We start from the raw sequence: 13,336 nt of genomic DNA on the forward strand, positions 1-13,336 counted from the left end.
AGTACTGAGGAATCCCCTGATGATTTTAAGAAAAATCATCAGGGGATTCCTCAGTATTGTGCTTTTTGTTGCTCACCTGCTGGCTGTGCTAGGTTCGGGCTAATTTCACCATTACCTGATGAGTACATGAAATAATCTCGACAATTAGCTAGGTGCGGAGAAGCAAATAACCCAGCATCAAACTTGCTTCCCTTAAATGGTCTCCAAATTGATGTAGGCCCAGAAAATATTTCTGATGCCCATTGTTTTAAACTTGTTGAAAACATCGTAACTGACCTTGTAGTTATATCAAAATAGATCAGTTCGAGATTTATCAGCTAAATTAAAAAATCCCCCAGATTTTCATCGAGGGATTTATGCATGAAAGACAGGCTAAAGGCAGCCTCCCGATTACTAGGACTAATCAACTAAAAAATAATAAAGACTATCACTATTTCTGACCAAACTCACTGCGTCATAATATTCAAAGAATGTCATTTTAACGATTTATCCCAGATGCTAAGCAGTAATATTATTTACTCACTTTGTGATCAAGAATCAAAAAGAATAGAGTGTAAACACCAATTTAAAAAGCTTTTAATATTAAATCCTTAAAAATCAACCTGGAATTCAGCTTGTGTGGTATTTTCCCCATGAGAAGTTAGTACATGTCCAACCCACAGACGAACTTGTGGTTCAAACCAATATTGAATTTGAGGGACAAACTTATCCGTGAATTCATCATGAGAGACGGTCACAACAGGCCCCCACCCCTTAAGCCCCTCAGGAAAATATTGATAAGTGGCCGAAGCAGAAAAGCCCAAACCACCTGTCGTATAGCCCCTTTCTCTAACCTCCGCTTTCGTTTCTCCGTGTTCTCGTTCTGAATAAGAAATAACGGTACCCAAACGACCATTAAAGCCAAATTGTTTGTAACCACTCAAAGAATAGGTCAATAAGTCATCACTATGTCTATTGAGCGCAGTATCTGATTTAATGTCACTATTGATATCAACGTTACCAATAATTGAACTATTATATCCTGTATTTAAGAAAGGCTGTCCATTATGAATAGAAAAATAAATTCCGTAAGCATCTGCAATGAAAGGATAAATATTTTCTGTTTGATAACCAATATCTAAACCAGAAATTTTTGAATTATAATCGTAACTCGCATGAATAAATAGGTTATTATCAAAATTATTCTTATATATAATTTTCCCTGCATTTTTACCACCGGCATCCGCTTGTATATTATTTTGACCAAGCATACCAATGTCGGCAGAAAATACAGCCCATGTCGCCGTATGCTTAGCATAGACCAACGCACCATATTTATCAGATTCAATACCAATGATTAAATTTTCCCATGTCGCACTTTCATCAAGATCATCGTAGCTATTGGTTCTTTCTCCATCAAAAGTACTATAAATCTCCTTCGCTTTTAACCAAAAATCACCAGTAAAACCTAAGTCATCGGTAAACATCGTTTTTCCTCTGAGCCTTAGGCTTGCTTCTAACGAACTGGATCTATTATCACTACTATTTCCCATATTCGTTGTACCTTGAAGCCTTAAATTATAATACCATCGCGTATTATTTTCATAATCCGTAAATCGTGATAGTTCACTGCCATTATTTGGATCTAAATAATTTTCAATCCAGTTACCATCATTATTTTTAGCAAAACAAGGAATACTAAACAATGAAGATAAAATGAGACATGCAGAAGTTAGTGTCTTTTTCATATTAATTTTCTTATTTTCTGAAATAAAAATCCATAGACAGCTATTTAAAATAGCCATCTATAAAATGGTTAATGTTTTAATTTAAAAATTTATTTAAGCAGAGAGCCTTTTGATTCGATAATATTTTTATACCACCAAAAGCTCTTCTTCCGCTTACGCTCTAAAGTACCGCGACCTTCATCATCACGATCAACATAAATAAAGCCATAACGTTTTGACATCTGTGCGGTTGAAGCACTCACTAAATCAATCGGCCCCCAAGAGGTATACCCCATCACTTCAACGCCATCTTGAATCGCCTCACCCACTTGATACAGATGATCATTCAAGTATTGAATACGGTAGTCATCTTGGATTTCTCCGTTATCATCCAACTGGTCCTTAGCGCCCAAACCATTTTCTACAATGAATAACGGTAACTGATAGCGGTCGTATAAGATGTTCAGCAGGTAACGCAAGCCTACGGGATCGATTTGCCACCCCCACTCAGAAGCTTTGAGATGTGGGTTGGGAATCATATTAACCATATTGCTACAAGCCTTCTCATTCTCTACCGGATCCGCACTGGCGCAACCCGTCATGTAGTAACTGAATGAAATAAAGTCGATGGTTTCTTTTAAAGACGCTTTATCATCTTCTGTAATATTGAGCTCAACCCCTAATTCTTTGAATTTACGAGTCATGTAGCTGGGGTAGTAACCTCGCGCCTGAATATCCCCAAACATGAGCCATTCACGGTTCAGCAGCAATGTTTTCATGACATCATCGGGTTTACAAGTCAGCGGGTACTGCATTGCGCCTAAAATCATATTACCAATTTTTGCATCTGGAATGATGTCATGGCACAATTTTACCGCTTTGGCACTACCCACGAGTTGGTGGTGAATGGCCTGAAAACGGGTTTGCTCACTACAATTACGCGGCAAACCTGCGCCAGTAAATGGTTCGTGCAAGGTCACATTGATTTCGTTAAAAGTCAGCCATAGTTTGACTTTATCTTTATAACGGTTAAACACCACTTTCGCGTAATTTTCAAAAAAACCTATTACTTCGCGGCTAGCCCAGCCCTGATATTTATCGGCTAAATTAAGCGGAATCTCGTAATGAGAAAGGGTTACCAGTGGGGTAATATCGTGCTTAGCCATTTCATCAAACACACGGTCGTAGTATGCAAGGCCCGCTTCATTTGGTTCGGCATCATCACCATTTGGGAAAATGCGACTCCAAGCAATCGATACACGTAAGCAGGTAAATCCCATTTCTGCGAATAATGCAATGTCTTCGGCGTAACGATGATAGAAATCAATCGCCACATCTTTGATATTGAAGTCACCGGCTTCTCGGTAAACTAACTCTCCGAAAGCACCAAATGGTTGGACATCAGACGTTGACAGACCTTTACCATCGGTAACGTGTGAACCTTCAATCTGGTTAGCGGCAGTTGCCCCCCCCCAGAGAAATGAATCGGGAAAACAAAAACTCATTGAATTAATCTCCTTAGTTAACTTACTTTGGTTTTAACAGCGTCGTGAGCGGTGACTCTAGTTTCGCCATTTACCTGACCAAATATAATCGTCAGAATAATGGCTAACACAATCGATAAAATTGAGGCAAAAACAGTGACCCATAGCGTCATATCAACGCCTGTCGGTGGAATCACTTGTGGGAAAATCAATAGACTTGGCATCGCGAATGAATAAACACGTGCATTGAAGTAACCGATAATGGCTGCGCCGATAGCACCTGAAATACATCCGATAACGAAGGGACGTTTTTTCGGTAAATTAACACCGTATATGGCAGGTTCCGTAATACCGAAAAGACCGGCAGTAGAAGCAGAGCCTGCAATAGCTTTCAGTTTGACATCTTTAGTCATTAGGAACACACCAAATGCGGCCCCCGCTTGTGCAAGTACAGCAGGAACCAGTAACGGCATCATACTATCTGAACCAATGACGGCCATGTTGTTAAGCAGAATCGGTACAAAGCCCCAATGTAAACCGAAAATAACAAAAATCTGCCAACAGCCTCCCATGATAAGTCCTGCGATAACGGGGCTGGCAGCATAAATGTGCTCATAACCGTGTGCTAAAAACTGGCTTGAATGAGTCGCTGCGGGACCAATGACCAAAAACGTCAGAGGGACCGTAACAATAATACACAGTAGGGGTGTGAAGAAGTTTTTGATTGCACTTGGTAATATTTGATTAAATATAGGCTCAAGCTTGCACGAGATCCAAGCGGCAAAAATAATAGGGATGACTGAAGAAGCGTAGTTCATAAAGGTAATAGGCATACCCAAGAATGTTAGTTCTTCGTACCCAGGCACTTGCGACGCGTCAAAGGCTGCTATCATCGTCGGGTGTACTAAAGCTCCCCCTATCGCCATAGTGACAAATGGACTGCCACCAAATTTCACGCCTGAGGTGTATCCCAAAGCTAGTGGGAAGAAAAAGAACAATGCATCGCTTCCGGCAAATAACAGTTGATAGGTACCACTGTCCGTCGTTGTCCAGCCAGCCGCTATAGCCAATGCTAGGCCACCTTTCAAAATTCCGGATGCAGCCATAATTCCAAGTAAGGGAGTAAAAATGCCCGAAATAATATCGATAAAAACACTCAATACGCCATCCTTGGCTTTTTTCTCGGTCGGTTTTATAACCTCTTCACTGCCCATTGTCGCCATTACCGCACGAAAAACTTGATTTACCTGGTTACCGATCACCACCTGAAATTGTCCACCACTTTCTACCGCAGCAATAACTCCGTCCAAAGCCTTAACTTGCTCTTTGTCAGCCTTACTGTTGTCATTAAGTTTGAATCTAAGACGGGTTGCACAATGTACAACACTCGTTACGTTATCGGCCCCACCAACATTGTGTATGATCTTTGCCGCAAGTTGCTCGTATTCCATAAAATGCCCTATTCAATAAATCAGGTTACCCAGTGACAAAAAGGAATAAAAAAACCCGAGAATATCCAAACTAAAAGTGGATATTCTCGGGTTTTGCCCAGCCAAAGGTAACAATCCCAAATACTAAAATTTATGTATAAAAAAACCTGACTTCTTACTCCGTCAACACTGTGAAAAGAGAAGTAAAGTCAGGTTTTGCTCGCTATTGCGATAACAATCCGTTTTGATGTCAGTGACGTTATTCTCACCGGTTTATTCGGTCAACGCCATAAAGCATCAACCGTGATTTAGATCGCTAAAAAGGCGCGTACTAGCAACAAAAAATTAGAGACAAATCACATACAACATAAGTCTAATGATCAGATCATAACACGTTGCCTCGAAATCCCCCTCATTAAACAAACTCAATGATAAATGTGTACTCATTCACACATTATCTGCTATCAATTTGAGAACACCCAATAATCCCTATAAACTAGATTTAAATAAGGATTGTTACTGATAAAGCAGGCAAAACCTAAGCTGGGTAAGATATAATTATACCTTACCCAGCTTAGGTTTTTTTATACACAAATTTAGCCAAGTAGTTTATAAATCATGCGTGTATCAAAAGTATTAAATAATAATGTACTCATTTCTACCGATGCCAATCAACGAGAAGTCGTTGTTATGGGGCGAGGAATCGGATTTCAAATGAAAATTGGAATGGAAATTGATGCAAAAAAAATAGAGAAGGTGTTTACTCTCGCCTCTAGCGATACAGCTATTGATGCTCGTTATCACGAACTGCTAGAAGAAATACCGCTTGAACTTCTTGCTACGGTAGAACAAATCTTGGAACTTGCAAACTCCTCACTCACAGGAAACCTGCATTCTAGCCTCCGAATAGCTTTAGCGGATCATCTACACTTTGCTATTCAAAGACTACAAACTGGTCAGAAAGTTAAAAATGGAATGTTGTGGGAGATCAAGCAATTATATCCTGTGGAATATGAGGTTGGATTACAAGCATTGCAATTAATCAAAAAAGCATCCGGCGTTCAATTTGATGAAGATGAAGCAGGCTTTATTACTCTGCATTTAGTGAATGCACAACTGCATGAAGATATGAATAACACGATCAGTGTAACCAACCTAATCCGTGATATTATTCATATGATTAAATACAATCTCAGTCTGGATCTCAATGAAGACAGTGTCGAATTCAGGCGCTTAGTGACCCATCTAAAGTTTTTTGTTCATCGACTACTCCATCAGACAACGATCTCCGATCAAGATGATTCCTTATTCCTTTCTGTTAGAGAGAAATACCCCACTGCTTTTTCCTGTGTTGAAAAAATCAGTCAGTATGTAAACAAAAAATTCCAACATGACATGACTTCAGAAGAAATGATGTTTTTGACTATTCATGTAGAAAGAGTCAGACGAGCTACATCTTCTAGGCAAGGAGAGAGATAGTCTAATGACAGCTTACCATGATAACCTTGCTAATCAGATAGTTAAACTACTTGGTGGCTCAAGTAATATTGTCCGAGTCTCCCACTGTACAACTCGGCTAAGATTTCAGCTAAAACAAACTCCGATCGAGAACATTAAAGAAATAAAAATTCTGCCAGATGTCATTTCCGTCATTCATACTGGAGGACTGTTTCAGATCGTTATTGGTACACACGTAGAAAAACTTTATCAATCCATTCTGCCACTACTCAAACCACAAAAGCACACTAGCGTTTCTCATTGGATGGGAGCTATCATCAATACCATCACAGGGATTTTTCATCCTTTGCTGTGGCTATTAAGTGCTGGTGGAATTTTAAAAGGTTTTGTTGTTCTATTATCTAACCTTGGCTGGATAACCACAGACAGCGGCACATATCGAATTCTCTTTTCTGCTGCAGATACGATTTTTTTCTTTCTTCCTATCTTTCTCGGTTATACCGCAGCCAAATATTTCAATAGTAATCCTTTATTCAGTATGACTATTGCTGGAGCTCTGGTGCACCCAGAAATTATCACCCATGTTAACTGGTTATTTTCTCAGCAAATAACAGGTCAAGAAGTCCCGTCAGAAAATTTTATGGGATTACCTATTCTTTATTTGAATTATTCTACATCCGTGATACCTATTTTATTTGCGACTTGGTTTAATGTTCGTCTAGAGCAAGCTCTGCCAAAAAATTTATCGACCTTCCTGTATAATTGGTTAACACCTTTCTTATGCTTAATCCTAACAATACCTATAACATTTTTAGTCATTGGCCCATTAAGTACTTTGATTGCAAATATGATTTCGAATGGAATACTATATCTCTACCATGCTAGTCCTGAACTAGCGGGGGGCGTAATTGGTGCAACCTGGCAGATACTGGTTGTATTTGGTATTCATTGGTGCTTAGTCCCCATCATGATGAATAATATTGCTGTAGACGGCTACAGTTTAATCATACCTCTTCTTATTCCGGCTATTTTTGGTCAAGTTGGAGCTTGTTTAGGTGTGTTTTTTAAAACTCAAAATAGAAATACTCGTGGCTATGCGGGGTCTGCTGCCATTACCGCATTATTTGGTGTAACAGAACCGGCAATTTATGGTATTACTCTCTCTAGAAAATGGCCATTTATTTTCGCCTGCCTTTCTGCAGCAATAGGATCCAGTATCATTGCCTCATTCCATGTGAAATCTTATTCAATGGGTTTATTAAGCCTTTTCTCTTTTATTCAGGTCATTTCACCACAAGGGGTAGATAACACGGTTATCGTGTGTATTTTAGCAGCATTATTAACCCTAATTTTATCGTTCATATTAACTTATTTTTTTTCGCCTCATAGTCATGATGATGCCAAAATCATAGAGCAAAACTCACCTTCGATATCTTCACTACCCTCTTCTTACCCAAAAAACCATCTACAAATAGCTAGCCCATTAAGTGGCGAGGTGATCCCCTTATCTATGGTTGATGACCCAACATTTTCCAGTGAAATCATGGGAAAAGGCATTGCTATTCGCCCAGATAACGGCACCTTATTTGCCCCTTTTGATGGCTATGTCACTTCCATCTTTAACCCTCATCACGCAATTGGCTTAAAAAGCGAACAAGGTATAGAGCTTCTTATACACATCGGCCTAGATACTGTAAAATTACAAGGTGATGGCTTTTCTTTACTGGTTCATACAGGAGAGAAAATTACCGAAGGGATGCCTCTTATCCAGTTTGATTTAAACAAAATCACTCAGTTGGGATTCGATTCCACAACCCCTATTTTAATTACTAATAGCCATGATTATTTTGAGGTGCTGAGTACAAATGAGACTTATGTAAATGCCGGCGATCGATTACTCACCACCTTATAATTTTTAGTCACACTTTAAAAGCCATTCGACCCAATGCCTTATTTGCTGTTTCAGATCATGAACGTGAATTGCTTCTACGCACACAGAAGTAAAGATTGCCGCCATCAGATAAGCGATAGAGCTTATCTTTGGGCTTTGCCGTTTGGATTTCCCTAGCCGTGAGATTATTCGCCATTTAATCCCTAAGTAATACCTGAACAAAGCTCAATTTTCGAAAAATCTAGGTATTACTCTAAACAAGCGCTTTTACGACACTTTATGGAACGCTACGAAACGGTAACTCATTGATTTTAATAACCTTAAGGCGTAAAAAAAGACGCCCTAGGACGTCTTTTTTTAGAATGTGGCGGTGAGTGAGAGATTCGAACTCTCGATACGTTGCCGTATACACACTTTCCAGGCGTGCTCCTTCAGCCACTCGGACAACTCACCGTACTGGTTAACATCTCGTGCTAACGAAGCGCTAATTTAATGATTATCGAATCAATGGTCAAGCAGAAATCAGGAAAAAAGCTTAGCTTGCGCTTCATTTGCTCACTTATTGATTAATTTGCCTAAAATCAAAACGATAAACGTCTGTTCGGGAGAATAGTCATGGGTAATATTACGATAAACACTGTTCTCACGTCCAATCGCCAAGAAATAACCGTTAGGTTTTATGAGGAAAATGCCACCATGTCATCATGGCTCGCATTCTCAGCCTATTTAAGGTTAATATAAGCGCAAACTTTTCGCTGTTTATATGGAATCTCACTTTGACCTTACACGACATTCTAACGTTACCTGAATTCAAAGATAAATTACTTAATGAAGCTAAAACACATGGTTTTATTACCGCTATGGCCCTAGCACCCAATGAACTCCCACCTGAAGAGTGGTTGCCTTTTTTGTGGGGAGGAGATGATGTTGCTCCCTTTCAAGATGGTGAGATGCTAGAACGTTATTTAGAGCAAATCATCCACTTATGGAATGTATATCGCCCGGCTTTGCTTGATGGCGTTTGGGCTTGGCCCGAAGGATGTGAGCTAGATGATAACGATCTTGTCAATCAAACAACGCGAGACTTTTGTGAGGGGGTATTGCAAGGCTGGCAACTGACCCGAGATGATTGGGAAGTCCTAATGCCAGAAGAGAGCCAAGATAATGCACTACTCGGGGGAGTTTTGCTCTCACTAAGCATGCTTTACGATCCTGAAACGTCACTTGCAACGTTAAGCCAACAGGGGATTGACGATTTAGATCAGTTTGAGGAAATTTATAATGCAATTCCTGTCATGCTCTGTGGGCTAGCAAAGCGTGGCGGACAACTTGCGCAGGCACAATAATTAAACATCGACACAGGCATTTTAACGAGTAAAAAGCCCGCTTTTTCAGTGCGGGCTGTGGTGATCTATAAAAGCCGTATTAGGCATTGCCTTTCACTTCTTTTTTGATTTGCTCGGCAAAATCTAACATTCGATTCAACGGAATTAATGATTTTACTCGAATCGCCTCATCGACAAAAATTTCGTGTGCTTGCCCGCCTTCAAGCAGGGCTTTTTCTATTGCTTTTAAGCCATTCATTGCCATCCACGGACAATGGGCACAGCTACGACAAGTAGCTCCAGCTCCAGCGGTTGGCGCTTCGATAAGCTCTTTATCTGGCACCATTTGTTGCATCTTAAAGAAAATACCTTTATCTGTTGCAACAATCATCTGTTGCTGAGGTAGCGTTTTCGCAGCGGTAATAAGTTGACTGGTGGAACCAACCGCATCCGCAAGTTCAACCACACTGGCTGGAGACTCAGGGTGTACCAATACTGCCGCATCGGGATACAACGCTTTCATTTTACGCAACGCATCAGCAGAGAATTCATCATGAACAACACATTCTCCTTGCCACAATAGCATATCAGCGCCGGTTTTATTAGCGATATAGGAACCAAGATGTCGATCGGGGGCCCATATGATTTTTTTATCTTCAGAATCTAGATGCTCGACAATGTCTAATGCGATACTCGAGGTTACCACCCAATCGGCTCGTGCTTTAACTGCGGCGGAAGTATTCGCATAAACGACCACCGTATGCTCAGGATGAGCATCACAAAATGCCGTAAACTCATCCACGGGACAACCAAGATCTAATGAACATTCCGCTTCGAGTGTTGGCATCAAAATTCGTTTTTCCGGAGTGAGTATTTTTGCCGATTCGCCCATAAATCGCACGCCAGCAATCAATAAGGTCTGTGCTGGATGTCGATGACCAAATTTGGCCATTTCCAGCGAATCACCGACAAAGCCACCGGTTTCTTCGGCCAAGGCTTGAATCTCTGGGTCAGTATAGTAGTGAGCAATCAAGACGGCATCTTTTTCTTTTAACAACTGCTTGATATTGGCTACATAGGCTTGCTGTTCCTCTTCCGTTAATCGGACAGGTTTAGCAGGAAACGGGTATACCGTGTCGATTTTATCCAGTATGTGACTCATTGATCTTGCTCTGTGCAACGTTATGTAATACGCGCATTGTACACTGTATCAACAAAAATAGGCAAAAGTGATTCGATCACGGGGCTTGGTAAAACAAAGGCCGCTAAAAAGCGACCGATAATCGTAAACTCAAAAAGCTATCGCTTTAAGTGCTCTTTGGCAACTTTTGCCGATGCACTATTAGGATATTCATTAACGACTTGCTGATAATATTTTTCGGCTTGCGCTGAATTGTTATTTCGCGCAGCCAAATCACCTAATTTGACTAACGCATCTGCACGTTTATTTGAGTTTGAATAACTGATAACCGCAGCAAAACTTTTTACCGCTTCTTGGTCTTTTTTCTGCGCAAAATAGAGCTGACCTAGCCAGTAATGAGCATTCGGTGCAAAACTTGAGTTCGGATAGTCTTGCTGAAATTGCTGGAACGCGGCAATGGCACCAGCGTAATCCCGTTTTTTCAAGATAAGATCAACCGCATTTTGGTAAGCGGCTTGTTCATCCGCATCACTGCTAAAAGTACCGAGTGGTACTTCATCTTGACTATCATTAGCAATGTTTTCTGTAGCCGGACGTTTGGCTGCCTCACGACGCAAATTATCTAATTCAACAAACAATTCTCGCTGACGCTGCAACATCTGCTGCATGTCATAATTACTTCTTTCTATTTGCCCACGTAATTCGTTGATTTCGAGGGCCATATCATCCAACTGCTTTTGCATTCGCAGTTGCATTCGATTACGATTTTCAAGCAAACGTTCCAAGCGAGCAACCTCAGTTTCTGCCGGTGCATTGGAAGACAATGAAGCTCGTTGGGTGCTACTTCCTAGATCAGATACTGGAGCTGGTGCAGCGAACACGATGTTCGCCGCACTTGCCAGTAACGTAAGCGTAAATACGCGCTTAAGGTTACTGAACATGAGGGATACCTCAATTAGTAGACAAGAACAGCACGGCGGTTCTTAGCATAAACTTCTTCAGTTTGGCCAAGTAATAGTGGTTTTTCTTCACCATAACTTACAATCGCAATTTGGTTGGCTTGTACGCCCATTGCTTCTAAGTATTTCGCCACAGCTTGTGCACGACGCTCACCCAGAGCAATGTTGTACTCTGGTGTTCCACGCTCATCAGCATGGCCTTCAATCGTCACTTTTAAACTTGGGTTTTTACTTAAATAAGTGGCGTGAGCTGAAAGCATTTCTTCATAATCACGCGCAATTGTTGCATTATCGAACGCAAAATAAATGGTTTGAGTTTCGCGTAATGCTTGTTCCTTAAGCTCTTGCTCAGAAAGTTGTGCATTCTCATCAATGGGTGACACAACCGTTGTATCTACACTGTTTGCTTCACCAGATGTGGATTGGTTAGTTTGTGACTGAGAAGAAGCGTTTGCTGCTTCATCACTTGAACTACATGCTGTAACCGCAAGAACAGGTAGTGCAATGAGTAGCCCTTTAAGAACCTTGTTTAGTTGCATCTTATTTTCCTTACTATGAAATAATTAGTTGCTCAATTGTGAGTTTGCTATAAAAACGGAGACCATGCTGGAGCCCTAACGCGCCCATTGGTTGCTGGTAACCTTGCTTTAAATCGCCCATCTATAGAAACCATAGACAAGACATTAGCCTGATTATACATTGAACTGTAAATAACCATGCCACCATTTGGGGCAATACTTGGAGATTCATCCAACAATGTTTTTGTTAGAATTTGTACTGCTCCGGTTTCCAAATCTTGTTTTGCTAAGTTAAAACCTGAATTATTACGGTTTACCATGATAAGGAATCGCCCATCAGGGGTGATTTGCCCACCAAGATTCTGACTTCCCTGCCATGTTAAACGCTTCGTGACGTTATCGCTTAAATTTACTTGATATATCTGTGGGTTACCACCCCTATCAGACGTAAATATCAAGGATTTGCCATCTGGACTCCAGAAAGGTTCGGTATTATTTGAGCGACCTCGCGTAATTTGGGTCAATTTTCGAGTGGCAAGATCAAGCGTATACACCTGCAAGCTACCTGTTTTTGATAGCACTAAAGCCATGCTTTGTCCATCAGGTGAAAAACGCGGCGCACCATTATGACGAGGAAAAGAGGTCAGTTTCTCACGTTCGCCAGTATAAATATTCATCAAGAAAATTTCAGCTTGCCCATTCTGGAAACTAACATAGGCTAACTGGCGGCCATCGGGTGACCAAGCAGGTGACATCAGCGGTTGTTTAGAACGTAAAACGAGACGCTCATTATAGCCATCGTAGTCGGCAACTCTTAACTGGTAAGGGTAGCTATCTTTATCATTCACAACAACATAAGCGATTCGAGTAAGGAAGGCTCCTTTTTCTCCGGTTAGTTCTTCATAGACTAAATCGGCAATACGGTGAGCATACTCACGCATCCGTTTTTCAGGCACCGTCGCCACTTTATTAAATAGCACGTGATCTTTCGATAAAACTAACTGCCCATCGGCACTGAGTGCACGACTTTGACCTTGGGTCAATTGACCACGGACAACATCAACCAGTTGATAATTAATTACATAATTGCCTTGATCATTTTGAGTAATTGATCCAGTCAACAAGGCATCAACGCCAATTTGAGTCCATGCATCAAATTTGACGTCCGCTTCATGATACGGCGTTTGTGGCATGCGGTTTGTTGCAATCGGGCTAAATTTACCACTGCGTTGTAAATCTGAGGCGATCACTGCAGAAATATCTTGAGGGAGGGGTTGATTCCCCGCCCATTTAAAAGGCACTATCGCAATGGGACGAGCTGAGTTGACGCCATCCGTTATTACCAATTCAAGCGCCCCATGGGCCAGTTGTACGCTACTGGAAATAACCAATAGCCATCCTACTAATAATCGCTTTAACACGAG

11 protein-coding genes and 1 tRNA gene are annotated in these 13,336 nt (G+C 40.9%); 3 read left to right on the forward strand and 9 right to left on the reverse strand.

What is annotated here, in order from left to right; genetic code table 11:
- Positions 1 to 50: 50 nt before the first annotated feature.
- From FKN05_RS04725 to FKN05_RS04740, 4 genes are all read right to left on the reverse strand, one after another.
- Positions 51 to 266 carry a hypothetical protein gene (locus FKN05_RS04725; protein WP_170887005.1) on the reverse strand — a complete coding sequence of 72 codons (216 nt, stop codon included), beginning with the start codon at positions 264 to 266 and terminating at the stop codon, positions 51 to 53.
- Between the two features lie 324 nt (positions 267 to 590).
- On the reverse strand, positions 591 to 1,727 hold the full coding sequence (locus FKN05_RS04730) for a hypothetical protein (protein WP_099612215.1): 1,137 nt from the start codon (positions 1,725 to 1,727) through the stop codon (positions 591 to 593).
- An 89-nt stretch (positions 1,728 to 1,816) separates the two neighbouring features.
- Positions 1,817 to 3,211, reverse strand: a complete 1,395-nt coding sequence (locus tag FKN05_RS04735; RefSeq protein WP_099612214.1) for a glycoside hydrolase family 1 protein — start codon at positions 3,209 to 3,211, stop codon at positions 1,817 to 1,819.
- Positions 3,212 to 3,228: 17 nt separating this feature from the next.
- Entirely contained in the window at positions 3,229 to 4,641 is a 1,413-nt protein-coding gene (locus tag FKN05_RS04740) for a PTS transporter subunit EIIC (protein ID WP_170887006.1), read from the reverse strand.
- A gap of 597 nt (positions 4,642 to 5,238) precedes the next feature.
- Between FKN05_RS04740 and licT the strand changes: the two genes are divergently transcribed.
- The gene (gene licT / locus FKN05_RS04745) at positions 5,239 to 6,099 is read left to right on the forward strand and encodes a BglG family transcription antiterminator LicT (protein WP_170887007.1); all 861 of its coding nucleotides are present in this window, start codon (positions 5,239 to 5,241) and stop codon (positions 6,097 to 6,099) included.
- A gap of 4 nt (positions 6,100 to 6,103) precedes the next feature.
- Positions 6,104 to 7,990, forward strand: coding sequence for a beta-glucoside-specific PTS transporter subunit IIABC (locus tag FKN05_RS04750; RefSeq protein ID WP_099612213.1), 1,887 nt, complete (start codon positions 6,104 to 6,106; stop codon positions 7,988 to 7,990).
- A gap of 344 nt (positions 7,991 to 8,334) precedes the next feature.
- On the opposite strand, the gene FKN05_RS04760 is transcribed toward FKN05_RS04750, so the two are convergent.
- Positions 8,335 to 8,422, reverse strand: a tRNA-Ser gene (locus FKN05_RS04760).
- A 323-nt stretch (positions 8,423 to 8,745) separates the two neighbouring features.
- Here FKN05_RS04760 and FKN05_RS04765 point away from each other — a divergent pair.
- On the forward strand, positions 8,746 to 9,315 hold the full coding sequence (locus FKN05_RS04765; protein WP_099612212.1) for a UPF0149 family protein: 570 nt from the start codon (positions 8,746 to 8,748) through the stop codon (positions 9,313 to 9,315).
- 79 nt (positions 9,316 to 9,394) lie between these two features.
- On the opposite strand, the gene nadA is transcribed toward FKN05_RS04765, so the two are convergent.
- The 4 genes from nadA to tolB form a co-directional block, all read right to left on the reverse strand.
- Positions 9,395 to 10,456, reverse strand: coding sequence for a quinolinate synthase NadA (gene nadA, locus FKN05_RS04770; protein ID WP_170887008.1), 1,062 nt, complete (start codon positions 10,454 to 10,456; stop codon positions 9,395 to 9,397).
- A gap of 137 nt (positions 10,457 to 10,593) precedes the next feature.
- Entirely contained in the window at positions 10,594 to 11,376 is a 783-nt protein-coding gene (gene ybgF / locus FKN05_RS04775; RefSeq protein WP_161427552.1) for a tol-pal system protein YbgF, read from the reverse strand.
- A 14-nt stretch (positions 11,377 to 11,390) separates the two neighbouring features.
- On the reverse strand, positions 11,391 to 11,933 hold the full coding sequence (gene pal, locus FKN05_RS04780; protein ID WP_099612210.1) for a peptidoglycan-associated lipoprotein Pal: 543 nt from the start codon (positions 11,931 to 11,933) through the stop codon (positions 11,391 to 11,393).
- 47 nt (positions 11,934 to 11,980) lie between these two features.
- Positions 11,981 to 13,333, reverse strand: coding sequence for a Tol-Pal system beta propeller repeat protein TolB (tolB, locus tag FKN05_RS04785; RefSeq protein WP_161427551.1), 1,353 nt, complete (start codon positions 13,331 to 13,333; stop codon positions 11,981 to 11,983).
- Positions 13,334 to 13,336: the final 3 nt, after the last annotated feature.

Origin of the sequence: Vibrio sp. 1-1(7), assembly GCF_013048485.1 — a bacterium.
In the GTDB taxonomy this organism is placed as follows: Bacteria; Pseudomonadota; Gammaproteobacteria; order Enterobacterales; family Vibrionaceae; genus Vibrio; species Vibrio fujianensis.

Coding starts and splice junctions, on each gene's coding strand:
- FKN05_RS04725 (WP_170887005.1), bottom strand. CDS start 266: ATGTTTTCAACAAGTTTAAAACAATGGGCATCAGAAATATTTTCTGGG.
- pal (WP_099612210.1), bottom strand. CDS start 11,933: ATGCAACTAAACAAGGTTCTTAAAGGGCTACTCATTGCACTACCTGTT.
- nadA (WP_170887008.1), bottom strand. CDS start 10,456: ATGAGTCACATACTGGATAAAATCGACACGGTATACCCGTTTCCTGCT.
- FKN05_RS04735 (WP_099612214.1), bottom strand. CDS start 3,211: ATGAGTTTTTGTTTTCCCGATTCATTTCTCTGGGGGGGGGCAACTGCC.
- FKN05_RS04740 (WP_170887006.1), bottom strand. CDS start 4,641: ATGGAATACGAGCAACTTGCGGCAAAGATCATACACAATGTTGGTGGG.
- licT (WP_170887007.1), top strand. CDS start 5,239: ATGCGTGTATCAAAAGTATTAAATAATAATGTACTCATTTCTACCGAT.
- FKN05_RS04730 (WP_099612215.1), bottom strand. CDS start 1,727: ATGAAAAAGACACTAACTTCTGCATGTCTCATTTTATCTTCATTGTTT.
- FKN05_RS04750 (WP_099612213.1), top strand. CDS start 6,104: ATGACAGCTTACCATGATAACCTTGCTAATCAGATAGTTAAACTACTT.
- ybgF (WP_161427552.1), bottom strand. CDS start 11,376: ATGTTCAGTAACCTTAAGCGCGTATTTACGCTTACGTTACTGGCAAGT.